The organism is Ensifer sp. NPDC090286, from assembly GCF_044769565.1.
Lineage (GTDB): Bacteria > Pseudomonadota > Alphaproteobacteria > Rhizobiales > Rhizobiaceae > Ensifer.
Genome location: NZ_JBIVYF010000001.1, coordinates 1,776,793 through 1,802,421, shown reverse-complemented (window position 1 = coordinate 1,802,421; position 25,629 = coordinate 1,776,793). Strand labels below are relative to the sequence as shown.

At 62.7% G+C, this 25,629-nt stretch carries 23 protein-coding genes; 14 read left to right on the top strand and 9 right to left on the bottom strand.

Translation table 11 applies throughout. The features are described 5' to 3' along the window. Positions 1 to 29 precede the first annotated feature (29 nt). Positions 30 to 1,118: a Gfo/Idh/MocA family protein gene (locus ACIQUG_RS09125; protein WP_402320642.1), complete on the top strand. Its 1,089-nt coding sequence runs from the start codon at positions 30 to 32 to the stop codon at positions 1,116 to 1,118. A 44-nt stretch (positions 1,119 to 1,162) separates the two neighbouring features. Here the strand turns inward: ACIQUG_RS09125 and ACIQUG_RS09120 are convergent, their stop codons facing one another. From ACIQUG_RS09120 to ACIQUG_RS09095, 6 genes are all read right to left on the bottom strand, one after another. After that, complete coding sequence (locus tag ACIQUG_RS09120) at positions 1,163 to 2,194, bottom strand: Gfo/Idh/MocA family protein (RefSeq protein ID WP_402319939.1); 1,032 nt, start codon at positions 2,192 to 2,194, stop codon at positions 1,163 to 1,165. A 190-nt stretch (positions 2,195 to 2,384) separates the two neighbouring features. Continuing rightward, positions 2,385 to 2,729 carry a helix-turn-helix transcriptional regulator gene (locus ACIQUG_RS09115; protein ID WP_043621113.1) on the bottom strand — a complete coding sequence of 115 codons (345 nt, stop codon included), beginning with the start codon at positions 2,727 to 2,729 and terminating at the stop codon, positions 2,385 to 2,387. Between the two features lie 119 nt (positions 2,730 to 2,848). Further along, the gene (locus tag ACIQUG_RS09110) at positions 2,849 to 3,592 is read right to left on the bottom strand and encodes a HugZ family protein (protein ID WP_402319935.1); all 744 of its coding nucleotides are present in this window, start codon (positions 3,590 to 3,592) and stop codon (positions 2,849 to 2,851) included. A 91-nt stretch (positions 3,593 to 3,683) separates the two neighbouring features. Further along, a complete protein-coding gene (gene choV, locus ACIQUG_RS09105) occupies positions 3,684 to 4,733 on the bottom strand; it encodes a choline ABC transporter ATP-binding protein (protein ID WP_402319932.1) in 1,050 nt (349 codons plus the stop codon). Beyond that, on the bottom strand, positions 4,730 to 5,575 hold the full coding sequence (choW, locus tag ACIQUG_RS09100; RefSeq protein ID WP_043621105.1) for a choline ABC transporter permease subunit: 846 nt from the start codon (positions 5,573 to 5,575) through the stop codon (positions 4,730 to 4,732). The genes choV and choW overlap by 4 nt, the downstream gene beginning before the upstream one ends. Before the next feature lie 83 nt (positions 5,576 to 5,658). Continuing rightward, positions 5,659 to 6,615 (bottom strand): choline ABC transporter substrate-binding protein, encoded by a 957-nt coding sequence (locus ACIQUG_RS09095; protein WP_402319929.1) that lies wholly within the window; start codon positions 6,613 to 6,615, stop codon positions 5,659 to 5,661. 249 nt (positions 6,616 to 6,864) lie between these two features. Between ACIQUG_RS09095 and ACIQUG_RS09090 the strand changes: the two genes are divergently transcribed. The 8 genes from ACIQUG_RS09090 to ACIQUG_RS09055 all read left to right on the top strand — a co-directional run bounded on the left by ACIQUG_RS09090 (position 6,865) and on the right by ACIQUG_RS09055 (position 16,746). Then, a complete protein-coding gene (locus ACIQUG_RS09090) occupies positions 6,865 to 7,452 on the top strand; it encodes a thymidine kinase (RefSeq protein WP_402319926.1) in 588 nt (195 codons plus the stop codon). A 77-nt stretch (positions 7,453 to 7,529) separates the two neighbouring features. Then, a complete protein-coding gene (locus ACIQUG_RS09085; protein ID WP_192446940.1) occupies positions 7,530 to 7,931 on the top strand; it encodes a cytochrome c family protein in 402 nt (133 codons plus the stop codon). A 221-nt stretch (positions 7,932 to 8,152) separates the two neighbouring features. Then, the gene (locus ACIQUG_RS09080; protein WP_065374272.1) at positions 8,153 to 9,241 is read left to right on the top strand and encodes a hypothetical protein; all 1,089 of its coding nucleotides are present in this window, start codon (positions 8,153 to 8,155) and stop codon (positions 9,239 to 9,241) included. Positions 9,242 to 9,299: 58 nt separating this feature from the next. Continuing rightward, complete coding sequence (locus ACIQUG_RS09075; protein ID WP_402319923.1) at positions 9,300 to 10,448, top strand: hypothetical protein; 1,149 nt, start codon at positions 9,300 to 9,302, stop codon at positions 10,446 to 10,448. Positions 10,449 to 10,450: 2 nt separating this feature from the next. Continuing rightward, the gene (locus ACIQUG_RS09070) at positions 10,451 to 12,367 is read left to right on the top strand and encodes an AAA family ATPase (RefSeq protein WP_402319920.1); all 1,917 of its coding nucleotides are present in this window, start codon (positions 10,451 to 10,453) and stop codon (positions 12,365 to 12,367) included. A gap of 19 nt (positions 12,368 to 12,386) precedes the next feature. Beyond that, on the top strand, positions 12,387 to 13,676 hold the full coding sequence (locus ACIQUG_RS09065; protein ID WP_402319917.1) for a DUF6638 family protein: 1,290 nt from the start codon (positions 12,387 to 12,389) through the stop codon (positions 13,674 to 13,676). 3 nt (positions 13,677 to 13,679) lie between these two features. Further along, positions 13,680 to 14,903, top strand: a complete 1,224-nt coding sequence (locus ACIQUG_RS09060) for a DUF2333 family protein (RefSeq protein WP_402319914.1) — start codon at positions 13,680 to 13,682, stop codon at positions 14,901 to 14,903. Positions 14,904 to 15,066: 163 nt separating this feature from the next. Beyond that, complete coding sequence (locus ACIQUG_RS09055) at positions 15,067 to 16,746, top strand: formate--tetrahydrofolate ligase (protein ID WP_402319911.1); 1,680 nt, start codon at positions 15,067 to 15,069, stop codon at positions 16,744 to 16,746. A gap of 85 nt (positions 16,747 to 16,831) precedes the next feature. Here the strand turns inward: ACIQUG_RS09055 and ACIQUG_RS09050 are convergent, their stop codons facing one another. Further along, positions 16,832 to 17,341, bottom strand: a complete 510-nt coding sequence (locus ACIQUG_RS09050) for a DUF1993 family protein (protein ID WP_402319908.1) — start codon at positions 17,339 to 17,341, stop codon at positions 16,832 to 16,834. A gap of 209 nt (positions 17,342 to 17,550) precedes the next feature. On the opposite strand from ACIQUG_RS09050, the gene ACIQUG_RS09045 reads away from it, so the two are divergent. Continuing rightward, positions 17,551 to 18,003 carry a thioesterase domain-containing protein gene (locus ACIQUG_RS09045; protein ID WP_402319905.1) on the top strand — a complete coding sequence of 151 codons (453 nt, stop codon included), beginning with the start codon at positions 17,551 to 17,553 and terminating at the stop codon, positions 18,001 to 18,003. Between the two features lie 19 nt (positions 18,004 to 18,022). Here ACIQUG_RS09045 and ACIQUG_RS09040 read toward each other — a convergent pair whose 3' ends face one another. After that, complete coding sequence (locus ACIQUG_RS09040) at positions 18,023 to 18,934, bottom strand: extensin family protein (RefSeq protein ID WP_402320640.1); 912 nt, start codon at positions 18,932 to 18,934, stop codon at positions 18,023 to 18,025. 295 nt (positions 18,935 to 19,229) lie between these two features. Between ACIQUG_RS09040 and ACIQUG_RS09035 the strand changes: the two genes are divergently transcribed. From ACIQUG_RS09035 to ACIQUG_RS09020, 4 genes are all read left to right on the top strand, one after another. Beyond that, positions 19,230 to 21,335 carry a TonB-dependent receptor domain-containing protein gene (locus ACIQUG_RS09035; protein WP_402319903.1) on the top strand — a complete coding sequence of 702 codons (2,106 nt, stop codon included), beginning with the start codon at positions 19,230 to 19,232 and terminating at the stop codon, positions 21,333 to 21,335. A gap of 123 nt (positions 21,336 to 21,458) precedes the next feature. Then, positions 21,459 to 21,503 carry a trpE operon leader peptide TrpLE gene (gene trpLE / locus ACIQUG_RS09030; protein ID WP_178385070.1) on the top strand — a complete coding sequence of 15 codons (45 nt, stop codon included), beginning with the start codon at positions 21,459 to 21,461 and terminating at the stop codon, positions 21,501 to 21,503. A gap of 112 nt (positions 21,504 to 21,615) precedes the next feature. After that, on the top strand, positions 21,616 to 23,805 hold the full coding sequence (locus tag ACIQUG_RS09025) for an anthranilate synthase (RefSeq protein ID WP_402319900.1): 2,190 nt from the start codon (positions 21,616 to 21,618) through the stop codon (positions 23,803 to 23,805). Positions 23,806 to 23,870: 65 nt separating this feature from the next. Further along, complete coding sequence (locus ACIQUG_RS09020; protein ID WP_402319897.1) at positions 23,871 to 24,671, top strand: phosphotransferase; 801 nt, start codon at positions 23,871 to 23,873, stop codon at positions 24,669 to 24,671. A gap of 1 nt (position 24,672) precedes the next feature. Here ACIQUG_RS09020 and ACIQUG_RS09015 read toward each other — a convergent pair whose 3' ends face one another. Then, complete coding sequence (locus tag ACIQUG_RS09015) at positions 24,673 to 25,599, bottom strand: LysR substrate-binding domain-containing protein (RefSeq protein WP_402319894.1); 927 nt, start codon at positions 25,597 to 25,599, stop codon at positions 24,673 to 24,675. Between the last annotated feature and the right edge of the window lie 30 nt (positions 25,600 to 25,629).

Below are 25,629 nucleotides of genomic sequence, written 5' to 3'. Positions count from 1 at the left end.
TCGGAACCGGCTTCGTCGCCGACTATTACATGACGACGCTCGCCAACCATCCGGAGCTGCGGCTCGTCGGCGTCTGGGACCGCGATGCCGAGCGTCTCGACGCGTTTGCGCGCTACTGGAAGGTTTCGCCCTTTGCCTCGCTGGACGCCGTGCTTTCCGACCCCGCGGTGTCGATCGTCGTCAATCTGACCACTCCGGAGAGCCACTATACCGTAAATTGCAGAGCGCTCTCGGCCGGAAAGCACGTCTATTGCGAGAAGCCGCTGGCGATGACGGTGGAGGAGGCGAGCGAACTCGTCGATCTGGCGAAGGCCAAGGGGCTGCTGCTTGTCGGCGCGCCGGCCAATGGCCTCAGCGACGCGCAGGCGCTTTGCGCCCGTCTGCTTGCGGGCGGCGCCATCGGCACGCCGCGGCTTGTCTATGCCGAGATGGAAGATGGCCCGGTGTTCAAGGCCAACTGGCGCGCCTGGCGCAGCCGCTCGGGCGCGCGCTGGCCGGGCGTGCACGAGTTCGAGGTCGGATGCACGCTCGAGCATGCCGGCTATGCGGCAAGCTGGCTGGTCTCGCTGTTCGGCCCGGTCGCCGAAGTCAGCGCGGTCTCGGCGCTCACCTTTCCGGACAAGGGGCCGGGGACCGAGACGCTGGCGCTCGGGCCCGATTTTTCCGTGGGTTGCCTGACGTTCCGCTCCGGTGTGACGGCGCGGGTCACCTGTGGCCTGGCGGCGCCGCGCGACCGCTCGCTGACGATCATCGGTGACAAGGGCCTGATCTCCGTTCGCGATCTCTGGGACAATCGTTCGCCGATCCATCTGGAGACCTTCGGGGCGAAGCGGCCGCTTCTTCACCGCGGGCTCGACTGGCTGGAGTGGAAACTTGGCAGCAAGCTTCCACTTCGGCTCTATCCCGGAACGAAGATGCCCTATCCGCCGGGGCCGGCGGCAAGGGCGCTTCCGGCCTTTCCGTCGCAGATCGATTTCGTGCGCGGCATCGCGGTGCAGGCGCAGGCGATCGAGCGCGGCGAGACACCGTTCTTCTCCGGCGCGACGGCACGACATCTGACGGAAGTGGTGTTGGCGCTCAACGGCGGCTGGCGGGACTACCGTCCGCTCGATCTCTAAGCGGCGCAGCGTCGGCACTGCTTCCGCTCCGTTTCGGCGCAGGCTTATCCGGCGTCAGGCGTCTTTGCGCGGATCGTCTCGATGATTTCCAGGGCCTTTATGCTGGCCGATAGCGGCATCGACGGATGTTCGCCGCGACCCTCGATAATGGCTGAACTTGCCGCCTCGATCTCGAATTGCAGGCCGCTTCCGGGGAAGTGATGATCGTGGCGGGTGAGGCCGGGCAGGGGGAGATACCGGGCCAGCCGGTAGGCCGCTTTTCCGTTGAAAGCCAGCAGCTTGCGCGCCGGTCCGCCGGTGGAAACGAAGAGGCGGCTTGCCTTCAGAAACGGCGCGTCGATCACCAGCGTGCCCCGCTCGCCCTCGATGACGAAGCGATTGTGGCCGTTTCGATCGAAGCCGCAGCCGAGCGCAGCGCTAAAGCCGTCATAGGCCAGCTTGAGCTTGGCCGAAGTGTCGACGCCGGTCGGCGCGCGCTTCCACGAGCCGTCGACGGACGTGGGGTCTCCGAACAGATTGAGGCAAAGGGCGATCGGATAAATGCCGAGGTCGAGCAGCGACCCGCCGCCGAGCGCCGGATCGAAGAACCGGCTGCCGGCGTCGAACGGTTTCTCATAGGCGAGTTCCGCCCGGACATGGCGGATCGTGCCGAGCGTTCCGACAGCGAGCAACTCGCGAAGCCGCGAAATCGCCGGAAGAAAACAGGTCCAGAGCGCCTCCATGGCAAAGGTGCTCCCGGCGGCGTTTACGAGCGCGCGCGCGTCGGCCGACGACGTCGTCAGCGGCTTTTCGACCAGAACGGCCTTGCCGGCGGCGAACGCCAGGGTGGCCTGTTGAAGGTGCTCGGCATTGGGTGAGGCGATATAGATCGCGTCGATATCGGGAGCGGCGGCCAGTGCCTCGATACCCTGATAGCTGCGCAGGCCGCCGAAACGCGCAGCGAAGCTCTCGGCCTTCTGCGCGCTGCGGGATGAGACGGCGACAAGGCTCGCATGGGGTGCGAAGCGGAAGTCTGCGGCAAAACTGTTTGCGATCGTGCCGGTTCCGGCGATGCCCCAGCGGACCTTGTCACGCATATCCCGATGTCCGCTTTCCGGCTTTTTCTGTCGCGGCGCATCGTGCCCCGGAAGTCTCAAGGCTCGGTAAATGCCGGCGAACGCCGGCACCTTTCACGTGCAAATCGGGAAGACTATCCGCCAAAGAATAAGCCCCGCGCGATTTCTCGTGTGGGGCTGTTTGAACGGGTCCGCAGATGCGGACCGAGTATCAGGCCGATTTGCGGACCGGAGTCTTTTCTGCAGTGGCGATCTGGTCGTCACCGTAGATTTGATTGAGCGTGCCTAGAATCCGCATGACCGCGTCGGATGAGCTAGAATAGTAAATCGTCTGCGCATCGCGACGGGTGCTGACGAGATTCTGAGCACGGAGCTTAGAAAGATGCTGGGAGAGAGCCGATTGGCTCAGCCCAACCTTGTTGGCCAATGCGCCGACCGCCATCTCTTCCTTGACGAGGGAATCGAGGATGAGTAGGCGCTTAGGGTTTGCCATGGCCGAGAGGAAACCGGCTGCTACCTCGGCTTCATCGTGTTTTTCAGGCGAAAGTGGCTGCATTGCGTGCTCCATGCGAAAATTACATCACACGTAGTTATGGTTGACGAAGCACGATAATTAGTCGTGATGCATAAAAGGGCAACCACCCACTGCAAGAAATGGGGGTACTTCTCCCGCGATTAACCGTTAAGTTCACGCAAAATTGCCCGTAAATTGGAACTTTCTTCGATAGGTGTCGGGAACTCAAGGCGTTTTAGCTGATCGCCATCTGCAAGATCGAGCCCTGCGGCGTCGATACCCACCACTTTCCAGTTGCCTTCCGGCGCTTTGCAAAGCGTCACCGCATAGCGCTGAACTGCGTCAGAATGATCCGTATTCATATGATCGATCGCGTTCGCCTCCATCGCGGCGAGCGAAGCGACGGCGGGCGTGTCGATCAGCAGGTCCCCGGCGGTCAGAACATAGGCGCGGCCGAAGCCTCCGTTGAGGCTGGCACGCAACGGCGTCAGCCGGAAGAAGCCGAAATCGGGAAAATCGACGTAAAGCTTCGACTTGGGGTGGCGGCGAACGAATCGCTCGCGGATTCGGACATGCGCCTCGCTGTCGCGCGCTACCTGTTCGGCCGTGCATTGTACGGTCAGGCGAGGATGGGCGAGCGGGTCGCCCTTGCCGGGTTCACCCGTCAACAGTGAAGCCCTGGCGTCGGCCAGCAGCGCCTGGGTGTGGGTCGACAGTTTCGAGATCAGGATGACAGGAACCCCGTCGACATCCACGCCGACGAGCACGCGGCTGACGAAGGGGAAGCCGCCGCTGTCCGGCTCGATCGCCGCAAGCGATGCGCTGCGCGCGCCGCGCAGAAGCGTGCGGGCCAGCGTGCGGGCTTCGTCGTCGGTGTCGCGCAAAACGTTCGGCTTGTCGCTCATGGTCTTTCCCTTTTCCTGCCATGCGGTCGTCGCCGGGACGAAAAAGCCCGGAACGACGCTCCGGGCTTTATTGGCTTGTTGAGGGGCGCCGTCAACTTTTGTTGCGGTGGCGCGTCAACCCTTGCACGATATCCTGGGCGTCGATGGTGCCGACGACGGAACCGTTGTCGACGACCCCGATGCTGCCCGGCTGGCGGGACATGGCGTCGAGAATGTCGACGAGCGGTGTCGTCGGCTTGGCCGTCGCTGTTACGCCGGCAACCGTCACCCCGCGCTGGACGCCGGTCTGCATCACGTCTTTCGCCGTCAGCATGGTGATCGGGTTCATGTGCTGGACGAAATCGGCGACGTACTGGTTCGCCGGGTTCTTGACGATATCCTGCGGCGTGCCGCACTGGATGATGCGCCCGCCCTCCATGATGGCGATGCGGTTGCCGATGCGAAAGGCCTCGTCGAGATCGTGGCTGACGAAGATGATCGTCTTCTTCAGCCGCCGCTGGAACTCCAGCAACTCGTCCTGCAGGCGGGTGCGGATCAGGGGGTCGAGGGCCGAGAACGGCTCGTCCATCAGAAGGATCGGTGCGCCGGTCGCAAAGGCGCGGGCAAGGCCGACGCGCTGCTGCATGCCGCCCGAAAGCTCGTTGACCTTGCGGCCCGCCCATTTCGAGAGATTGACGAGTTCGAGCTGCTCGCCGACGCGCGCCTTGCGCTCGGCATCCGGCATGCCGGCAAGCTCGAGCCCGAAGCCGACATTGTCGGCGACGGTGCGCCACGGCAGGAGTGCGAACTGCTGAAACACCATCGAGACCGTGTGCATGCGGAAGTCGCGCAGCGACTTCGCATTGGTTCGATAGGGATTGAGCGGCCCGTTCGCAGTCTTGACCTCGACCTCGCCGCGCACGACCGGCGCAAGGCCGTTGACGGCGCGAAGCAGCGTCGATTTGCCCGACCCCGAAAGGCCCATCAGCACCAGGATCTCGCCCTCGGTGATTTCGAGTGAGGCGCCGGCAACGCCGAGCACGAGGCCGGTCGCAGCGCCGATCTCGTCGCGGGTCTTGCCCTGGTCGACCATCTGCAGCGCGACCTGCGGGTTGTTGCCGAAGATGATGTCGACGTTCTTGAATACGACGGCGTTGGTCATGCGCCTTCTCCTTCGTCGGACGAGCGGAAAAGGCGGTCGAGAATGATCGCCAGGATGACGATGCAAAGGCCGGCTTCAAAGCCCTTGGCGATGTTGACCGTGTTCAAGGCTCTCACGACCGGAACGCCGAGGCCGCTGGCGCCGACGAGCGCGGCGATGACCACCATCGATAGCGACAGCATGATGGTCTGGGTCAGGCCGGCCATGATCTGTGGCATGGCAAAGGGCAGCTCCACTTTGCGCAGCACCTGTCCCGGCGTCGCGCCAAAGGCCTGTGCGGCTTCCACCAGCGACGGCGGCGTCGATATGATGCCGAGGCGCGTCAGCCGGATCGGTGCGGGGATGGCGAAGATGACCGTGGCGATCAGGCCCGGAACCATGCCGAGACCAAACAGGATCAGCGCCGGTATCAGATAGACGAAGGTCGGGATCGTCTGCATCAGGTCGAGGATCGGTCGCATGACGGCATAGACCCAGGGGCGACGGGCGGCGGCGATGCCGAGCGGCACCCCGACGGCCATGCTCACGGCAGTGGCGGCGAGCACAAGCGCCAGCGTTTCCGTCGTTTCCTTCCAGTAGCCCTGGTTGATGATCAGGAGCAGGCCAAGGCCGGTGAACAGCGTTATGCCGATCGAGCGGCGGAACCACCAGGCGAGCCCGGTGATGACGGCCACGACGATCAGCGGGTGGGGGGCGTAAAGGACCCAAAGCAGCGTATCGGCGACGGCCTGAAGGAAGCGGGCGAGCTGGTCGAAGAAGAAATCGAAATTCGTCGTCAGCCAGTCGACGAATGCCTTGGCCCAGCCCCCGATGGGGATGCGGTTCTCGGTCAGATATTCCACGAAGGTAAATCCGTCTCGTCAGGTCAAAAAGGGGCGCATGACGCGGTGAAAAAAGGCGGGGATTTCCCCCGCCTTGATGCCGATCAGAGGCCGAGTGCGGCCTTGACTGCGGCCAGGCCGTCGCCGCCATCCTTGGCGGTCACGCCGGCGAGCCACGGATCGACGACGGTCGGGTTGGCCTTCAGCCATTCCGCAGCTGCCTTGTCCGGCTCCTGGCCGTCGTTCAGGATCTTGCCCATGATCTCGTTTTCCATCTGGAGCGAGAACTTGAGGTTCGTCAAAAGCTTGCCGACGTTCGGGCATTCGGTGGTGTAACCGGCGCGCACGTTGGTGAAGACTTCCGCACCGCCGAAGTTGGCGCCGAAGATGTCGTCGCCGCCCGAGAGGTAGGTGAGCTTGAAGTTGGCGTTCATCGGATGCGGTTCCCAGCCAAGGAAGACGACCGGCGCTCCGTCCTTTTCGGCGCGGGCGACCTGCGCCAGCATGCCCTGTTCGGAGGATTCGACAACCTCGAAGCCCTTGAGGCCGAAGGTGTCCTTGTCGACCATGTCGATGATCAGGCGGTTGCCGTCATTGCCTGGCTCGATGCCATAGATCTTGCTGTCGAGTTCGGTCTTCTTGGCGGCGATGTCCTTGAAGTCCTTGATGCCGAGCTCGGCGCCCTTGGCGTTGGTCGCGAGCGTATATTTGGCACCGACCAGGTTCGGCCCGAAGGATTCGACCGACTTGTCGTCGAGGAAGGGACGTACATCGTTTTCCTGGGTCGGCATCCAGTTGCCGAGGAAGACGTCGATGTCCTTGTTCTTGAGCGAGGTGTAGGTGACCGGAACCGAGAGAACCTTGATGTCCGTCTGGTAGCCGAGGCCCTTGAGAACGGTGGAAACGGTGGCTGTGGTCGCGGTGATATCCGTCCATCCGACGTCGGAGAAACGGACGGTGCCACAGCTTTCCGGCTCAGCAGCTGCAGCCTGCTGAGCGGTGATGGCGACGACCGAAACGGCGCCTGCCAGCATCAGTTTGAGAGAGAGTCGTTTTTTCATCGTTGTCGTTCCCCTGCCTCGATTATTGTTTTAGCCAAACACCATTGGATAGCGAATTCAAGCGCTTTGATGTCGAAGGAAGTGTATTGCGTCAATATGCTGGCGGGGTGCACGATGCGACGCGCGATGTCGCAATGTCCACGAAATGGTCTAGTCCGCCGAAAAACTGTGGGTGCTGCAAACGGGCTCTGGCCTTCCCGGCCAAGCCTCGTCATTACCCGGAAAACGGAAAAACCGGACGCGGTGACAATGGCCAAACTCTATTTCAGCTATGCGACGATGAATGCGGGCAAGAGCACGATGCTGCTGCAGGCCTCCTACAACTACCAGGAGCGCGGCATGCGCGTGGTGATGCTGATCGCCGCCCATGACGACCGGGGAGGGGTCGGCCGCATTTCCTCGCGCATCGGTCTCGGCGCGGACGCCATTCCCTTTCACGGCGACGATGATCTCTTCGGGCTGATCGACCGGCTGCACCGGGATGGTGAAGGCGAGATCGCCTGTGTCTTCGTCGACGAGGCGCAGTTCCTCAACGAGGGGCAGGTCTGGCAGCTTGCCCGCGTCGCCGACCGCATCGGCATTCCGGTCATGGCCTATGGCCTGCGCACGGATTTCCAGGGCAAGCTCTTTCCGGGCTCGATGGCGCTGCTGGCGATTGCCGACGAACTGCGCGAGGTGCGCACGATCTGCCATTGCGGCCGCAAGGCGACGATGGTCGTGCGCCTGGACGGGCAGGGCAAGGTCGTGCACGAGGGCGCCCAGGTCGAAGTCGGCGGCAACGAGAAATACGTCTCCTATTGCCGGCGCCATTGGGACGACCTGATGCGCTGCGAGTGAGTGCGGCGTCGTGGCGGCTTGAAACCGCCACATGCGCGATGCCATTGTTCGCCCCTATCGCACGCCAGGGGTCTTCGATGTTGCGTCTCGTCACCAGCCTTTCCATCACACTCTGTCTTGGCACGTTCTCCCTCGGTGCAACGGTCGCCCATGCCGGTGGCGACGCCACGGCCGGCGCTGCCGTCTTTCGCAAATGCGCCGCCTGTCACACCGCAAGCGAACCGACAAACCGCGTCGGCCCGAGCCTGATGGGCGTCGTCGGACGTCCGGCCGCATCCGTTGCCGACTATAACTACTCCGACGCGATGAAGGCCTTCGGCGCCGAGGGTCATGTCTGGGACGAGGCGACGCTCAGCGAGTATCTGCTGAGCCCCAAGGCAATGGTCGGTGCCACCAAGATGGCTTTTGTGGGTTTGAAAAAGCCGCAGGACATTGCCGACGTGATTGCCTACCTGAAGGCGCCGCCGGCTGCCAAATAGGGACGACGCAGGTTCCGGACGGAAAACCGTTTCCCGCTTTTCCTCGGCTTGCGCGCGGCAATGCCGTCGATATCTCAAGCACTTCGCTGTGGTGGCTGATCAAAAAGCTGCCGGGAAAGGCTTGTTCTCTTTCGGTAAACACCCTTTATATAACTGCAATCGAAGGCTGAATAATTCAGCCGGGCTGGCGGATAACGCCACGGTGGACCGAGGGGCAGGACATGGCGACTCTTCAGAATTTTGACGCGGAGATCGAAAAGACGAAGGGCGTTGTCGAACAGATGCGCGGCAAGCTCGAACAATCCGGCGTCGTACTCGAACAGTTCGCCAAGGCCGAGACCAAACTCGGCGACGTCAATTTCGACATCGAGAATGCCCGGATCCAGGACGTGATCAACCAGCAAAAGGTGATGGAAGCCAACATCGCCGACCTGATCATCGGCCTTGAGGATGCGACCAATGTCTTCGGTTCCGAATTCGAGAGCATGAAGAACTATACGGGCTACGAGAAGTTCATCGGCATCTTCTCCAAGCAGAAGATGCAGCGCATGCGCACTGACCGCGTGCGCAACATGTCGCTTGCCGGCAATCTGCAGGAACTGCTTTCCAAGTCCGACATGATCGTCGGCATCCTCAAGGAACAGAAGTCGATCCTCGACCAGCGCTACAAGACTTCTGAGCAGAGCCTGATCCAGGTGATCGAGCGCCGCAAGGGCACGATGGCGAACCTCGAAGAGGTGCAGAAGCGCATCGAGGAGCTGAACCCGCTCTTGCTAGACATCGAAAACCGCATCGCCGCCTCGACCGAGCAGAAGGTGCGCACCGAGCTCGAAGGCGAGCGCTCCGCCCTTGCCACCGAATACAACGAGAAGCAGGCCAAGGAGCAGGAACTGCTTGCCGAAAGCCAGACGCTCGAACGCTACACCTCGATGTTCCAGACCTTCGTCGATTCGCTGAACAACCAGATCGCGGCGCAGAACACGCTGATCAACAAGCTGACGATCGATACCGAGCAGCGCATCGTGCTCTACAAGGCGCTGGAAGACTCGCTGAAAACGGCCGCCCAGCAGGACGTCGCCCACAAGATCAACACGCTCGGCAGCCAGGTCGACACGGCCGCCGAGGAAACGATGGCCGGCATCGGTGCCGCGGCCCAGCGCCACATCGGCGATCTCCTGGAAATGCATGAAAAGAACATGCTTTCGACGCAGGATATCCAGCGCCGCAAGAAGCTCGCCGACGACGCTTTCGCCCGCCGCTTCCAGGCTGTCATGGACAAGCACAACACTGCCAACTACGTGAAGCAGTGAACGGACGGCGCATGATCCGAACTGAGTTTGCCTTTCGGCGCGCGCCACGGGGATTTGCATGAAGGTCGCGGCTTCATCCGCTGTCGCACAGTATTTCGCGTCGATCCATGCGGCGCTCGCCGGGCTTGAGCTCTTTCTCGGCGATCGCAACTCGCCGCTCTATCGCAACACCGTCGTCGGTGAAGTGATCGTTCCCTATCTTGGCCGGCTGAAGGCCTCGATCGACTGCTGGGAGAACCGGATCGGCTTCGTCGACCAGTTCCGGATTTCGCGCGCCGAAAGCGGCTTTCCCGTCTTTCAGAACGTGCTCGAACTGGAGAACGATCGCCAGACGGCGACCAAGCGCCTTGCCGATATTCCCCAGGCCGATGCGCTGCGCGACGAGATGGTCGATTTCATCCTGAGGCAGAAGGCCTTTCCCGAAGCGCTGCAGACGCGCATGGCCGAGCGGCTCTATCTGGAGCAGATCGGCAAGGGCGAGATTTTTTCGCCGTTCATCCTGCCGGAGACCATCCGTGTTGCCGTCAACTCCAAGACGATGCGGCCCTATTACGTGGTGAGTTGGGGCGCCTTCGACGGGGCGAACACCCTGCCGATGGTCTATATGGCGACGATCGAGGACTCTTCGGAAAAGATCGTCGAGATGCTGGTGACTGCCGATGGCAAGCTCAACCCGCAGGTGGAGATCCCGCTGCCGGTCGGCGGCCTGCTCAATCCGGATCTCGCCAGCCGTTTCGACGATTTTGCCGCCAAGAACAGCAGCTATTCTCTGACGCCGGTGACGATCGCCACCAATCTCGACAAGGATTTCGAGGAACTACACCCGAAGCAGTTGCGCCGCATCGTGCTCGGGCCGTTCTATTCGGCCGGGATCACCGAGAACAATGCGCGCATCAACGATATCCTTTCCAAGGTACGCAAGACCGAGAATGCCTGGCTCCTGACCTGGACGGTGCAGGAGGTCTTCTCGAAATCGGAGCGACCGGCCAAGCGCGGCTTCTGGTCGTCGACCCCGGCGCAGGAGGAATTCCACATCGATACCGCCAATCTGGAAGCGACGCGCATGGGGGTCTCCTCCTACGAGAAACACGCGCTGGTGCCGCATGACGCCTATCAGGCGCTCTATGCCGCCGGCGAGGCGGAACAGGTGTTCGGCGACTACAAGGTCCACGTCATTTCCGGCAACCAGGTCGTGAGCGAGGTTTGACGATGACACTCAATACGGGGCTGACGACGCTGCACGAGGACGACATCGCCAAGCATCAGGCGGTGGCGCAAGGGTTGGTGACCAAGCTCATCATCCTGGAGCGGGAAGATGCCACCGCCGGCACCTCGCTTGCCGGCACCGGCCGTCGCTTCGTGTCGACGGTTTCGACCGGCGGCCAGCGGCGCACCCGCGAGGTGGAGCTGACGAAGACGATCCAGGCAGTGCGCCAGGGCGACCCGATGTTCTCTCCGGCCCAGCACGCGGTGCTCTACCGCACGCGCCGCGGCATCCAGGTGGCGCTGGCCGTCGCCGACGTCTTTGCGCGGCAGACGAGCCTCGAACAGCTGCAGGCGAAGAACGCCACTTCGCCGCTTGGCGGGGAGGAGGCCAATCAGTTCAAGGCGCTGCTGTCGGCCTCTGCCTACGTCGCGGCCTTCACGCTTGCCGCCTATCTCGGCGCGACGTTGGCAGGCGAGGGCGAGCCGGTTGACGACGCCATCGAGCCCGACTTCCTGTTCGACACGCCGCAGGACGCGCTGAAGAGCCTGATCTCGGCGCTCGATCGCGGCCTTGCCGGAGCGCCGGACGATCTGGCGCTGACTGCCCGGGCGCGCGCCTTCTCGCGGGTGGCGATCGAGGGGCTGATTGCCCGCAAGGCGCGCTTTACCGGGCTGCAGAGCTTCGAGAACGTCCATATCCGCCTCGACCAGGACGATTTCACGCTCAACGGTTTCGATGTGGCACCCGGCCAGAAGCGCAAGCCGCTGGTCATGACCTTCAAGAAGCCCGAGGAAATCATTGGCAACCACATCGCCAAGTATCAGGCGCTGAAGCTTGCCAAGATGCTGATGGCCTATGACTTCGACCGGCAGATGAACCCGTTCGTCGAGCTTGGCGGCTTCCTCTTCACCTTCATCGGCGACGGCATGCCGGGTACCGGCAAGACGATCCTGATCCAGATGCTTGCCGGCATGCTGAACGATTATTGCGAGATCGCCGGTTACGCCTTCCATTACGAGAATTTCGGCGTCGACCAGATCTCCTCCTATCAGGGCAAGTCCGGCCAGAACTGCAAGGAGTTCGTCAACAACGTCATCAATCCGCGGGCGATCGGCTTCGGCACGATCGACGATGTCGACCAGGTGGCGGCGAAGCGCTCCGACGATCGCGCCTCTGCCGGCCAGCACGAGGTGACGGCGGTGCTGATGGAGAGCTTTGCCGGCGCCTCGACGGTAGTGCGCGGCAATTGCACCTTCGGCATGTTCTCCAACTATCCCGAAAATGTCGACGATGCGCTGCGCCAGCGCGCCGGCGCGCGCTGGCTGGTCGACGGGCCGCAGACCGAGGACGACTACATCGACATCTTCGCGCTGCTGGTCGGCAAGAACCACAACATCCCGCTCGGCGAGCATCAGCTGTTCGAGGGCCAGGAGATCAAGCGCGCGGTCGCCCAGTCCTATGCCGAGCATGCGCGGCCGAAGGAGGATGGTCTCGTCGCCGTCTGGGAGCGCTACGAGAAGGAAAAGGGCGCGATCGGCTCGCTCGCCGATGTCGGCGCCTATCTGCACATGATCAAGGAGGCCGAGCCGCGCTTCACCGGCCGGGCGATCAAGAACATCACCGACGCGATCAAGCTCAGAGCCATGGACGTGGAACTGCCGGACGACTGGTTCAAGGACGCCGGCTCCTTCATGCACAAGGGCTATGATGAAAAGAAGGCGATGATCGAGGCGCTGCGCGGCCCGATCACCATCGACATGGTGCTGCAGGAGATCAACCGCTACGCCGACAGCGAGTTCCGATACACCGACAAGTCGGACGATGCCGCCGTCACCGACATCATCCGCCGCGAGCGCCAGCGCGAAAAGGCGATCCGCGAGATCGAGGCGATGAAACGCGACGGCCGGTGGCAGGGGTGATGCTAGGAAAAACTGACAGATGAACCGCCTGCTTGAAGCCGAATTGATCTATGGACGGTTGCTCGATATTTCCGAGCCGCATCTGATCGCGCGCTACAACAAGGCGCTCGAAGGCTTCGGCTTGCGGCCAACGGCGCTGACGCAGTTCAGCATCGACATGACCGGGTTTTCGCCCGAGATCGCCGAGGAGCTGGGGGATCGCGACTATCTCGATCCGAACCGGGTCAACCGCCGCTTCATCATCATGACGCCGGAACAGGCGGAGCTGCCGTGCGTGCATACGAGCTTCTCCAATACCGCGGCGCTGATGCACGAGTTCTTCAACGCCAACAGCCGTGCGATCAACGCCATCACCATCAAGGATGCGCTCTATGGCGAGATCGAGGATTCGGTCTCGGTCGTAAACGACATCGACGATCTCTTGTCTATCAACGAGGTGCGCTTCCGGGTGCTGTCGGCTGAGGACATGCTCGGCAAGGCGGCCGAGCTGCGTGGCCTTGTCGACCGCTTGAAAAAGGTGCCGACGGCCTGGGCCGACGACGAGATGCTGACGCGCATGGTCGAGCTTGCCAAGCAGACCGGCGACATCCGGCAGAACGCACTGGTGCCGGATCAGCTCGTCTTCCGCCATGAGGCGTTCTGGGCCAACCATTTCGGCGGCGTCTATATCTTCCTCGACCATAAGACGACGACGGTCATCTGCGACCCTTCCGTGCCGGGCTTCCGCCGCTCACGGCCCTGGCAGGTGAGCTACATCGCCATCAACGATCACGCCCGGATCTACGACTTCCTCGCCTCGACCAAGCGGCTGCAACTGCCGCAGGCGTCCTGGGTCGAGGATTCCGGGCTTTATCAGCACCGCGCCGACATGGTGGTGCGTGGGCTGATCAACGAGAGCGACCCGACGGCCGATCTTGCCAATGCCGACCGGATCTGGCTGCAGACCTGGATGCATCGGTATGCCGCCGCGGTCGCGAAAGACGGCGCCTATCCCTTCCTGCAGGAGATGATCCGCACGGTCGCTGCGACCGGCACGATCAAGATGCAGGACGTGGCGCCGGCAAACCGCTTCATGCTGGTGCGCGCCGCACCCGCCCATCCGGACCAGTGGCTGGTCAATCGGCTGATATCCCAGCTCGTGCCCCGCGATTTCGTCTCGCGCTTCGTTTTCGACAAGCAGGGCTTCTACGAAGCCTACGAGCGTTATAGCGAAAGCTTCAAGGCCTATGTTGTGGCGACGCTGACCGGCACATATCTGAAAGACAAGGCGGCTTTCCGCCACAAGCTTTACGGCCTCAGAGAGGAATAGGACATGTTCGACCCGATCGTTGCGTTTTTCCAGCGTGTCTTTACCGCGATCGGCCGCGGCATCGGGCTCGCCGTCGCCTGGCTGCTCTGGCCATTTATCGCGGTCGGCAACTGGTATCGTCAGCGCAGCTGGATCATCAAGGGACCGATCGGCATCGTCCTGCTCGGCCTGATCCTGTTCTACGGCTATTTCATCTGGCAGACCCAGGCCTGGACGAACTTCAACGAAGACTACGTCGATCGCTACAAGCTGGCCGAACGCAAGGTGCCCGCCGGCTCGCCGATGAGCGGTCCCGGTACCACCTCGACAGGCCAATCGGCGACCGGCGGTGCCAGCAATCTTGCGGGCGTGGCCACGCAGCCGATGGAATCGACGCCCGAGGCGCTTGCCGCCGTGCAGCTGCCGGCAGGCACCGTTTGCCAGACCTCGGCCATCGTCGATGTCACGGCTGATTTGATCGACTTCAACGTCAACGAGAACGCCTGGATCTCGTCGATGCTGCTCTACAAGCTCGGCTTCTTCGGGCTCGATTGGGACGATACGCCCTGGCTCGACAACAAGGCGTCGTTCCAGCGGGGGGTGAACCAGGCGATCCGCCGCACCTCGGTGGAGCTCGTCGATTCGCTCGGTCGCATGCGCGGCACCTCGGGCATCAACAACGCCCTGCAGAGCGCGCGTGGCAACATGCAGTTCGATGAAGAGACCTGGTATTTCGGCATCAACCCGTTCGGTCCGAAGACGCCGACGCCGAGCTTCTACCGGGCGGCGATGAAGGATCTGAGGTCCTTCAACACGACGCTCAGCAAGTGCGAGGCAATCTTCGACGGCCGCTCGGATAACCTCGTCGAGTTCCTCGACCGTGTCGCCAACGACCTCGGCAACACCTCGGCGATCCTGCGCGAGCGTTCGGAAAACCACAATGGCGGCTGGTTCGACACGCGCGCCGACGATCGCTTCTGGTTCGCCTATGGCCAGCTCTACGGCTATTACGGCATTCTCTCGGCAGCCGGCGCCGACTTCGACAACGTGGTTGCCCAGCGCGGCCTGCTGCCGATCTGGACCGAAACGATCAAGCAGCTGCGCGCGGCGCTCCGCATCCAGCCCTGGATCATCTCCAATGGCGAGGAAGCGGGCTGGATCATGCCGACGCATCTGGCGACTATGGGCTTCTATACGTTGCGGGTGCGCTCCAACATCGTCGAAATGCGCGACATTCTCGCCCGTTAAGGCAGACGACGAGGTGGCCGGCCGCCAAAGGGCGGCCGCCGCCGATCTTGAGTTAGCGGGATGTGGCGGAAGCCGCAGACACGTCTTCTCCTCCCGCTCCGGCATTGCGAACCGCGCTTTGGAAGGCGTGGACGAAAACGAGACCCTGGGGAGGGGACATGTCATGACGGAGGTCAAGTCCGATATCGAGATTGCGCGCGCCGCAAAGAAGAAGCCGATCCTGGAGATCGGCGCGGCGCTCGGCATACCGGCGGAAGATCTGCTGCCCTACGGCCACGACAAGGCGAAGATCGGTGCCGATTTCATTGCCCGGCAGCGCGAAAAGAAGAACGGCCATCTGATCCTGGTGACGGCGATCAACCCGACGCCGGCCGGCGAGGGCAAGACGACGACGACCGTCGGCCTTGGCGACGGGCTCAACGGCATCGGCAAGAAGGCGATCGTCTGCATCCGCGAGGCCTCGCTCGGACCCTGCTTCGGCGTCAAGGGCGGTGCTGCCGGTGGCGGCTATGCGCAGGTCGTGCCGATGGAGGACATGAACCTCCACTTCACCGGCGACTTCCACGCGATCACCTCGGCGCACAATCTGCTGGCGGCGCTGATCGACAATCACATCTACTGGGGCAACGAGCAGAACATCGACATCCGCCGCATCGCCTGGCGGCGGGTGATGGATATGAACGACCGGGCGCTGCGCAGCATCGTCGGCTCGCTCGGCGGGGTTGCCAACGGCTATCCGCGCGAAACCGGTTTCGACATCACCGTCGCCTCCGAGGTCATGGCGATCCTGTGCTTGTCGCGGGATTTGAAGGATCTGGAACAGCGGCTCGGCAACATCATCATCGCATACCGCCGCGACAAGAGCCCGGTGTTTGCGCGCGACATCAAGGCCGATGGCGCAATGACCGTGCTGCTCAAGGACGCGATGCAGCCGAACCTGGTACAGACGCTCGAAAACAATCCCGCCTTCGTGCATGGCGGTCCTTTCGCCAACATCGCCCATGGCTGCAACTCGGTGGTCGCGACGACGACGGCGCTGAAGCTTGCCGATTTCGTCGTGACCGAAGCGGGTTTCGGCGCCGATCTCGGGGCGGAAAAATTCTTCGACATCAAGTGCCGCAAGGCGGGGCTGAAGCCCGATGCGGCGGTGCTGGTTGCGACCGTTCGCGCGATCAAGATGAACGGCGGCGTCAAGAAGGACGACCTCGGCCGGGAAAACCTGGAGGCGCTTCGCAAGGGCTGCGCCAATCTCGGCCGACACGTGCAGAACGTCAAGAAATTCGGCGTTCCCGTCATCGTCGCGATCAACCACTTCACCTCCGATACAGAGGCCGAAGTGCAGGCAATCAAGGACTATGTAGCGACGCTCGGTGCCGAAGCCGTGCTCTGCCGCCATTGGGCCGAGGGCTCGGCCGGCATCGAGGAACTCGCGGTGAAGGTGGCGGCACTTGCCGAGGGCGGGCATTCGCAGTTCTCGCCGCTCTACCCGGACGAGATGTCGCTCTTCCACAAGATCGAGACGATCGCCAAGGACATCTACCATGCGAGCGAAGTGATCGCCGACAAGTCGGTGCGCGACCAACTGCGCAGCTGGGAGGATCAGGGCTACGGCCATCTGCCGATCTGCATGGCCAAGACGCAATATTCCTTCTCGACCGACCCGAACCTGCGCGGTGCGCCGACAGGCCATGCGGTGCCGATCCGCGAGGTGCGGCTGGCCGCCGGCGCCGGCTTCATCGTGGTCATCACCGGCGAGATCATGACAATGCCGGGCCTGCCGAAGGTGCCTTCGTCGGAAAAGATCTTCCTCAACGAGCAGGGCTATATCGAAGGGCTGTTCTAGGCGCTTCCTGCCTGCCTGAAAAGCAACGCCACGCATCCGGGTGGATGCGTGGCGTTGCTGTGTCCGGGTTCTTTCAAGGCGGAAGCTAGGCGGTGAGGCTGAGGAAGTCCGCCTTGCCGATCGGGACGCCGTTGTGGCGCAGGATGTCGTAGGCGGTCGTCAGGTGGAAATAGAAGTTCGGCAGCACGAATTTCTGCAGGTATTCCTCACCCGTGAGCGTCACCTTCAGCGTCGGGAAATTGAGCACCACCGCGCGGCTGCCGCTGTCTTCGAGATCATCAGGGCTGACCGTTTCGAGGAAGGCGACGGTCTTGGCGACGCGCTGGCGCAGTTCGTCCAGGGTCTTTTCCTCGTCGGCAAAGCGGGGCACTTCGATTGACGTCAGTCGGCCGACGAGACCCTTGCTCGTGTCACTGACACGCTGCACCTGACCGGCAAGCGTCAGCATATCGGGCGCCAGCCGGGCGTTGACGAGATCATCCGTGGAGATGCCTTTTTCCCGGGCAAAAGCCTCTGCCTTGTCGAGCAGCCTGGTGAGGACACCAAGGCCGCGAACGAGTGCGGGAATGGAGAGTTGGTACATCGTCAATGCCATGACAGATTTCCTTGAGAAGGGGCGTAAAACGGGTGGATTTTCCTCGCGCCGTATTTGGGAGCAGGGGCGGGCTCCTGCAAGGCGCGCGGCCCGGTATCTTTTGGGCTATGGGATGCTTGCGGGAGACCGCAGGACGCAGGCGCCTGTCTCTCGCCAGGACACGTGGTCTCGTGCATTGATCGGCGCAGGAACGCATCAGGGACGCCACGATGACGCCAGAGGAACTACAGGTCTATCTTCATAGCCACATCCCGCTGTCGGCGGCGATGCAGGTGCGGGTGGATACGGTAGCGGACGATCACGTGCTGCTCTCTGCACCGCTTGCGCCCAATATCAACCACCGCGAAACGGTGTTCGGCGGCAGCGCCTCGGCGCTTGCGATCCTGTCGGCCTGGTCGCTGCTGCATGTGCGCTTGCGCCAAAGCGGGGTGGCGGCGCGGCTGGTGATCCAGAGCAACCGGATGGATTATCTGAAGCCGGTGGCCGGTGCCTTCTCCGCACGCTCGTCGTTGGCGGATGCCGGGCAATGGCCGGGATTTCTGCGATTGCTCGAACGTCGGGGCAAAGCGCGGGCCGTGGTCGTTGCCGACCTCCTCGACGGCGACAGCGTGGCCGGTCGCTTCGAGGGCGAGTTCGTCGCCCTTGGCTACGGAAACGATTGAGGGCTGGCGAGCCGTTCTCCTAGCGGCAGTAGCGGTAGTCGTTGCGGCGTTCGATCACGTCGAGATGCAGGTGCGTCTCGTGGGCGGCGTCGCTGCCGGGGTCGAGCACGGTCTTGAAGTAGAGGCAGGCGGACGCGGTGACCGCGCGCTGGAACGCGCCGTCCATGGTGCCGTCCTCGTCGCGCGGCTGGATGGCGATCGTCGTGCCGTTGCTTAATGTGAAGGAGGCGATGTCGACGGCGTTGCCGTGCGCATGCTCGGAGATCTTGCCCGTCGTCGCATTGTTGCGCAGACGGCAGATATAGGTCGATGCCTGGTTCAGCGCCTTGATTTTGATGGTTTTGTCGAAGGCGACTTCCGCAGCCGGCTGGGCGGTCTCTTTGGTCCAGCGCGCCAAGGCGAGCGCGGTTTCGCAGCGCATCAGCCCCTTGGGTGCGAGCGTGACGTCGGGCAGAATGCTGGTGACCTCCAGCGGCTTGTCGATGCCGCAGCCCTTGCCGTCGTCGATGCGCTTGGCTTCGTCGAAGGTCGCGCCGATCGCCTTCAGATCGGCGACGCATTTTGCATAGTCGGCGACATTCTCCGCCTCCACCGGCGGATAGACGATCGGCGCCGGTTTTTCTTCTTTCTTCTCGTCGGCGGGCTGGCCCTTTCCGTCCGTAGCGGGCTTCTGGTCCCCAGCCGCGCCTTCACTCCCGTCCTTCGGCTTCGGCTCGGGCACAGCCTGTTCGTCGGTGGCCGGCGGCACCTGTGACGGATCGGCCTTGCCATCGTCCGTCGGCGTCGCCGGTTTTTCTTCGGGTGTTGGAACAGCCTCTTTCGTTTCCGCCTCACTTGGCGGCTTCTTGAGCGGGACGGGTCCGGATTTCGGCAGGCTGGCGCCGGTGAGGATCAGGAGTGACAGCAGGATCAAGGGAAAAGAGCGACGCATCCGGTTCCTTTCTCGTGCCCCCGCAGCGGGGCCTGGAAGGAAGGGAACGCACGGAACCGGATCTGGTTTCATCCGGCCTCCGGCAAAAGCGTTGCACTTTAGCAACGCCTCGAATTGGCACGACCCCATAAATTGTGGGGAGCGGCTTTGTATGTTGACAAGAACACTCATGTTTTTTATGCGGCATAAATGAGGCGACGACATGTCGCGCCGCTCTAGAATCTACCGCCCAGCCAGCCCCTTGAGTTCGCCGCTCAACAGCAAGCCCGGCCTCCGAAAATCAAAGGATTGGTCCATGCTCACCCGGCATCGTCGCCTGGCCCTGTTGGCTTGCACGACAACATTTGCACTTTCCGCGGCAACCCTCGCATTCGCGCAGAGCGCGACAACCCAGACCAAGCCGGAAGAGAAAAAGGCCGAGGAGACCAAGGCCGGCGAAACCTACCTCTCTCCGATCGTGGCGAAGGGCTCGCGCACGAGCGATCCTTATGCCAAGGCCGGCCCGGTCAGCGTCGTCACCTCGGACCAGATCGATCTGCAGTCGGGGCAGGAAACCGACGACCTTCTGCGCGGCGTTCCGGGAACGTCGACGGCGAACAATCCGCAGAACCCGGGTGTTGCTGTCAACATTCGTGGCTTTGAGGGGTCCGGCCGCGTCAACATGATGATCGACGGCGTTCGCCAGAACTTCCGTTTCACCGGTCACGAAGCCCAGGGCTTTGCCTATTTCGACCCGGCGTTCCTGTCCGAAATCGACGTGACGCGCGGCGCCGTCACCGGTGTCGGTGGCGGCGCGCTCGCCGGTTCCGTCAATTTCAAGACCTATGACGTCGAGGACCTGATCCAGGACGGCAAGAACTATGGCGGCATCGCATCGGCAACCTATGGCACGAACGGCGCCGGATGGTCGGAGTCGCTGATCGGCGCCTATCGTTTCAACGATGTCTTCTCGGTGCTTGGCGGTATCAGCAAGGCCGATCCCGGCAACTACGACAACGGCAACGGCGTCGAGGTCCCCTTCACCGAGGAGGATCTTCTCTCGGGCCTCCTGAAGTTTGAAGTGACGCCGGACAAGGATCACACGTTCAAGCTTACCGGGGTTACCTATGACAACGACTTCTTCGCGAACTCCTATTTCCAGAACGTGAAGAACCAGACGGTTTCGGCCAGCTACGCCTACACGCCGGACAACGAACTCATCGACTTCCGTGCCAATGCCTATTGGAACCGGCTGAAGATGAAGTACGACACCGACATTCGCGGTGGCGGCACAGCGGCCGGTCGTCAAATCACCGACACCGGCAAGGGCTTTGACATCTCGAACACCTCGCTGTTCGACCTTGGCGACGTTGCCGTGAAGGCGAACTACGGCGTCGAGTATTTCCGCGACGACTACGATGTCATCAACAGCACGGCCCGGCCGGGCGCCGGCGTAAATGGTAGCGGCACCAACGCCACCACCGGCGTCTTCAGCAACACGACTTTCACCTATGGCATGCTGGATCTGACGGCTGGCCTCAGGTGGGATCACTTCAGCCTCGATGGCTCCGGCGCTGTCGTTGCCGGTAACCCGATCGGCCTTCCGGCCGGGCCCTATACGGTCGACAAGTCCGATGGCCGCCTCAACCCGAGCGTCACGGTCGCGCTCAATCCGACGGACTGGTTCCAGCCCTATGTGACCTATGCGGAAACATCGCGTTCGCCGACGGTCAACGAGACCTTTGCCGGCGGCACCCATCCGGGTCCTTCGGGCCAGTCGTTCTTCCCCAATCCGTTCCTCGAGCCGGAAACGTCCAAGGGCTGGGAAATCGGTGCGAACTTCGCCTTCGACGGCCTGCTCGACTCGAGCGACAGCCTGCGGGTGAAGGCCAACTACTTCCATAACCGCATCGACAACTACATCACCGCCGTCCTGCTTAACGGTGGTCGCCAGATCTTCTTCGCCAACACCCCGGGCACGTCGACTGTACAGGGCTTCGAACTGCAGGCGGCCTACGATGCCGGCTACGTCTTCGGTGACCTTGCCTATACCTACACCGACAGCAAGCTGCCGAGCCAGGTCAACGGCTTCGGCGTCCAGAGCTACCTGCCTGAAAACATCATCAGCGCAACGCTCGGCGCACGTTTCCTCGAGGACCAGCGCCTTTCGGTCGGTACGCGTCTCTATGCCGTTTCGAACGCCTATGTCGGCGAGATCAATCGCACGCCGCCGAACGTGCCTGGCTACGGTCTGGTGGACCTTTTCGCCAACTACAAGTTCGAAAACGGCTTCGAAGTCACGGCCCAGGTCACGAACCTGTTCGACAAGACCTACACGCCGTCGTCGAGCACGATCGCCGGCAGCACGATCGATACCGGCCGCGGCCGCACGTTCCTGGTGACGGCTAAGGCGAAGTTCTGATAGGGTCAGATCAATTCCAGTCGGGCGGCTCTTCGGAGCCGCCTCTTTTTTTGACGCAACCGTGACGATGCGCGCCGCTTTCCCGCTTGCGCATGGCAGCAACCCAAGCTAACACTTTGGCCCATGGAAAACGCACGCAACATTTCGATCTGGTGGTGGGCTCGCTGAAGCGGCCTTGACCAGTCATGCGTGATTGAGAGATGAAGCCGCCCGGAGATTTCGAGGCGGCTTTTTTCATATTCAGGCCGCTCAAGGACCGGGCTTTTACGGAGCGAGGCGAATGGCAACGGTAATTCTCGAGGACGGCTCGGAGAGCTATACCACCAAGGGCGGCATCACGGTGACGCGCCGCCGGCGGGAGGCGTCCTATGGCCAGGCGATCGCGAGCTATGTGGACAAGCTCGACGAACGCCGCGGCGCAGTGTTCTCCTCCAACTACGAATATCCCGGCCGCTACACCCGGTGGGACACGGCCGTCGTCGATCCGCCGCTTGGCATTTCCTCCTTCGGTCGTTCGCTCTGGATCGAAGCCTATAACGGTCGCGGCGAAGTGCTGCTTGCGATCATCGCCGAGCATCTGAAGACCGTCGCCGACATCACGCTCGGTGCTTCGACCAGCCGCCGCCTGGATCTGACGATCAATGCACCGGATCGCGTCTTCACCGAAGAAGAGCGCTCCAAGATGCCGACGGTCTTCAGCGTGCTTCGCGCCGTCACCAACCTCTTCCATTCGGCCGAGGATGCGAGCCTCGGGCTCTACGGCGCTTTCGGCTACGACCTTGCCTTCCAGTTCGATGCGATCGACCTGAAGCTCAAGCGTCCCGACGACCAGCGCGACATGGTGCTGTTCCTGCCGGACGAGATCCTCGTCGTCGACCATTATGCGGCGAAGGCCTGGATCGACCGCTACGATTTCGCCAAGGACGGCAGGACCACCGAGGGCAAGGCGGAAGAGATCGCCAGCGAGCCCTTCAAGACCGTCGACACCATTCCGCCGCATGGCGACCATCACCCGGGCGAATATGCCGAACTCGTCGTCAAGGCGAAGGAGAGCTTCCGCCGGGGCGACCTTTTCGAGGTGGTGCCCGGGCAGAAATTCTACGAGCGCTGCGAAAGCAAGCCGTCGGAGATTTCCAACCGGCTTAAGGCGATCAATCCATCGCCCTATTCCTTCTTCATCAATCTCGGGAACCAGGAATATCTCGTCGGCGCGTCGCCGGAAATGTTCGTGCGCGTTTCGGGCCGCCGCATCGAGACCTGCCCGATCTCCGGCACGATCAAGCGCGGCGACGACCCGATCGCCGACAGCGAGCAGATCCTGAAGCTGCTCAATTCGAAGAAGGACGAATCCGAACTCACCATGTGCTCGGACGTCGACCGCAACGACAAGAGCCGCGTCTGCGTGCCGGGTTCCGTCAAGGTCATCGGCCGCCGCCAGATCGAGATGTATTCGCGCCTGATCCACACCGTCGACCACATCGAAGGTCGCCTGCGCGACGACATGGACGCCTTTGACGGGTTCCTCAGCCACGCCTGGGCCGTCACCGTCACCGGTGCGCCGAAGCTCTGGGCCATGCGCTTCATCGAAAGCCATGAGAAGAGCCCGCGCGCATGGTATGGTGGCGCCATCGGCATGGTCGGCTTCAACGGCGACATGAACACCGGCCTGACGCTGCGCACGATCCGCATCAAGGACGGCATCGCCGAAGTCAGGGCAGGGGCGACGCTGCTTTACGATTCGAACCCGGAAGAAGAAGAAGCCGAAACCGAACTGAAGGCCTCCGCCATGATCGCTGCCATTCGCGACGCGAAATCCGCCAACGCCGGCAAGGCCGGGCGCGATGTCGCTGCCGTCGGCGCCGGCGTCAACATCCTGCTGGTCGATCACGAGGACAGCTTCGTCCATACGCTCGCAAACTACTTCCGCCAGACGGGCGCAACCGTGACGACGGTGCGCTCGCCGGTCGCCGAAGAGATCTTCGATCGGGTGAAGCCGGATCTGGTCGTGCTTTCGCCCGGACCGGGCAACCCCAGGGATTTCGATTGCAAGGCGACGATCAAGAAGGCGCGGGCGCGCGACCTGCCGATCTTCGGTGTCTGCCTCGGTCTGCAGGCGCTGGCCGAAGCCTATGGCGGCGATCTGCGCCAACTGGCGATTCCGATGCACGGCAAGCCGTCGCGCATCCGGGTGTTGGAGCCCGGCATCGTCTTTTCCGGTCTCGGCAAGGAAGTGACCGTCGGTCGCTACCACTCGATCTTTGCCGATCCGGCAAGCCTGCCTGCCGACTTCATGATCACCGCCGAAAGCGAAGACGGCACGATCATGGGCATCGAGCACACCAAGGAGCCGGTGGCTGCGGTGCAGTTCCATCCGGAATCGATCATGACGCTCGGCGGCGACGCCGGCATGCGGATGATCGAAAACGTCGTGGCGCATCTCGCCAAGCGCGCCAAGATCAAGGCCGCCTGATATCCCAGACCACGGAAGCGGTGCGTCGGCGCTGCTTCCGGTCGCGGCCATTTGCTGGAGGTCCCATGACGGGAAAGGACGGCATGGCAGACGATACGCCCTTGAGCGGAGGCGGCCGCACGGCCGTCAGCCGCAGGGGCTCCACCGTGCTTCGGGAAACCGGGCCGTGGGCGCCTTCCGTGCACGCGCTGCTGCGGCATTTCGAGGCCGCCGGCTTTGACGGCGCGCCGCGCGTCGTCGGTTCCGGCTTCGACGACCATGGCCGCGAAATGCTGACCTATGTCGAGGGCGACATCCTCAATCCCGCACCCTGGTCGGACGAGGCGATCTTCGCGCTCGGGCGGCTGATGCAAAAGATGCATGACGCCGCCGCATCCTTTCAGGTTCCGGCGCAGGCGAACTGGCGCCCTTGGTTCGGGCGCACGGTCGGTACGGCCGATATCGTCGGACATTGCGATGCGGCCCCGTGGAACATCGTGTCACGCGACGGTCTTCCGGCCGCGTTCATCGACTGGGAAGCGGCCGGGCCCGTCGATCGCCTGACCGAGCTTGCGATGGTCGCCTGGAACAATGCCCAGCTTTATGACGACGGCGTTGCCGAGATGAACGGCCTGGCCGATGCTGCCTCAAGGATGCGGCAGGTGCGTCTCTTTGCCGACGGTTACGGCCTTGATGGGGGCGAGCGCCAGCGCCTTGCGGATCGGATCATCTTCTTTGCCGCCGAGAGCGCGGCCAACGAGGCCTTCGAACTCAATATCCGCCCCGAAAGCGAACACGTGCCGCGCGTCTGGGGCATCGCCTGGCAGGCCCGCAGCGTCGCGTGGATTTTGCGCAACCGCGCGATGCTCGACGCTGCCCTTTCCTGACCTAGGGCGCCGTCCGTGTGGCCGGCATACGCTCGCAGCGATCGGCGAACAGGCGTTCGCTCAGGAAATCGACGAAGACGCGGACCTTCGGCGAGAGATGCCGGTTTGACGGCCAGAGCAGGTGGAACTGCCCGGGAGCGTTGAGATAGGCGTCGAGCACGGTGCGCAGCCGGCCATCGCTGAGCGGCTGGCGCGCGAGAAAATCGGGCAGGCAGCCGATGCCGAGACCGCTGAGAACGGCACCGCTCAGCGCCTCCATGTTGTTGCAATTGAGCACGGTCCTGATCTGCGGCTCGGGTCCGCCCGGCGGCAAGGCGATCGGCCATTCCTGCAGCTTGCGGCTGTTGGGAAAACGGAAACGGATCGCGTGGTGGCCATCGAGATCGCGCGGGCATTCGGGCGTGCCATGTCGGTCCAGATAGGTGGGTGCCGCGCAAAGCAGAAGCTGGAAAGGCCTGAGCGCCCGGGTCATCAGCCGCGAATCCGGCAGCACACCGCTGCGGATGGCGACATCTACTTCCTCGTCGATCAGATCGACGATGCGGTCGTTGAAGTCGAGATCGAGTTCGACCTCGGGGTAGCGCCGCACGAAGTCCGGCAGGACCGGCAGCAATAGATGGTAGCTGACGATCGGCACGCTGACGCGCAGCCGTCCGCGCGGCACGGCCACCGCTTCGGCCAACGATGCCTCGGCGTCGTCGAGATCGTCGAGGATGCGGCGGCAACGCTCATGAAAGAGCCGACCTTCCTCGGTCAACCTTATGCTTCTGGTCGAGCGCTGCAGCAGGCGGACGCCGAGCTCTCGTTCGAGATTGGTGACGGCCTTGCCGACCGCTGAAGCGGACAGGCCAAGCACGCGCCCGGCGGCGACGAAGCTGCCGAGATCGGCGGTGCGGACGAAAGCGGTCAAGCCGCTCAGGCGATCCATTGCTTCTCCATTCGAGCGCTTTATTCCGGT

Bases quoted from the DNA above. Each gene is read 5' to 3' on its own strand.
- ACIQUG_RS09075 (WP_402319923.1), top strand. From the start codon at position 9,300: ATGAAGGTCGCGGCTTCATCCGCTGTCGCACAGTATTTCGCGTCGATC.
- ACIQUG_RS09070 (WP_402319920.1), top strand. From the start codon at position 10,451: ATGACACTCAATACGGGGCTGACGACGCTGCACGAGGACGACATCGCC.
- ACIQUG_RS09085 (WP_192446940.1), top strand. From the start codon at position 7,530: ATGTTGCGTCTCGTCACCAGCCTTTCCATCACACTCTGTCTTGGCACG.
- ACIQUG_RS09055 (WP_402319911.1), top strand. From the start codon at position 15,067: ATGACGGAGGTCAAGTCCGATATCGAGATTGCGCGCGCCGCAAAGAAG.
- ACIQUG_RS09050 (WP_402319908.1), bottom strand. From the start codon at position 17,341: ATGGCATTGACGATGTACCAACTCTCCATTCCCGCACTCGTTCGCGGC.
- ACIQUG_RS09115 (WP_043621113.1), bottom strand. From the start codon at position 2,729: ATGCAGCCACTTTCGCCTGAAAAACACGATGAAGCCGAGGTAGCAGCC.
- ACIQUG_RS09020 (WP_402319897.1), top strand. From the start codon at position 23,871: ATGACGGGAAAGGACGGCATGGCAGACGATACGCCCTTGAGCGGAGGC.
- ACIQUG_RS09025 (WP_402319900.1), top strand. From the start codon at position 21,616: ATGGCAACGGTAATTCTCGAGGACGGCTCGGAGAGCTATACCACCAAG.
- ACIQUG_RS09095 (WP_402319929.1), bottom strand. From the start codon at position 6,615: ATGAAAAAACGACTCTCTCTCAAACTGATGCTGGCAGGCGCCGTTTCG.
- ACIQUG_RS09120 (WP_402319939.1), bottom strand. From the start codon at position 2,194: ATGCGTGACAAGGTCCGCTGGGGCATCGCCGGAACCGGCACGATCGCA.
- ACIQUG_RS09015 (WP_402319894.1), bottom strand. From the start codon at position 25,599: ATGGATCGCCTGAGCGGCTTGACCGCTTTCGTCCGCACCGCCGATCTC.
- ACIQUG_RS09110 (WP_402319935.1), bottom strand. From the start codon at position 3,592: ATGAGCGACAAGCCGAACGTTTTGCGCGACACCGACGACGAAGCCCGC.
- ACIQUG_RS09080 (WP_065374272.1), top strand. From the start codon at position 8,153: ATGGCGACTCTTCAGAATTTTGACGCGGAGATCGAAAAGACGAAGGGC.
- ACIQUG_RS09065 (WP_402319917.1), top strand. From the start codon at position 12,387: ATGAACCGCCTGCTTGAAGCCGAATTGATCTATGGACGGTTGCTCGAT.
- ACIQUG_RS09090 (WP_402319926.1), top strand. From the start codon at position 6,865: ATGGCCAAACTCTATTTCAGCTATGCGACGATGAATGCGGGCAAGAGC.
- ACIQUG_RS09125 (WP_402320642.1), top strand. From the start codon at position 30: ATGACGACGCTCGCCAACCATCCGGAGCTGCGGCTCGTCGGCGTCTGG.
- ACIQUG_RS09040 (WP_402320640.1), bottom strand. From the start codon at position 18,934: ATGCGTCGCTCTTTTCCCTTGATCCTGCTGTCACTCCTGATCCTCACC.
- ACIQUG_RS09045 (WP_402319905.1), top strand. From the start codon at position 17,551: ATGACGCCAGAGGAACTACAGGTCTATCTTCATAGCCACATCCCGCTG.
- ACIQUG_RS09060 (WP_402319914.1), top strand. From the start codon at position 13,680: ATGTTCGACCCGATCGTTGCGTTTTTCCAGCGTGTCTTTACCGCGATC.
- ACIQUG_RS09035 (WP_402319903.1), top strand. From the start codon at position 19,230: ATGCTCACCCGGCATCGTCGCCTGGCCCTGTTGGCTTGCACGACAACA.
- choV (WP_402319932.1), bottom strand. From the start codon at position 4,733: ATGACCAACGCCGTCGTATTCAAGAACGTCGACATCATCTTCGGCAAC.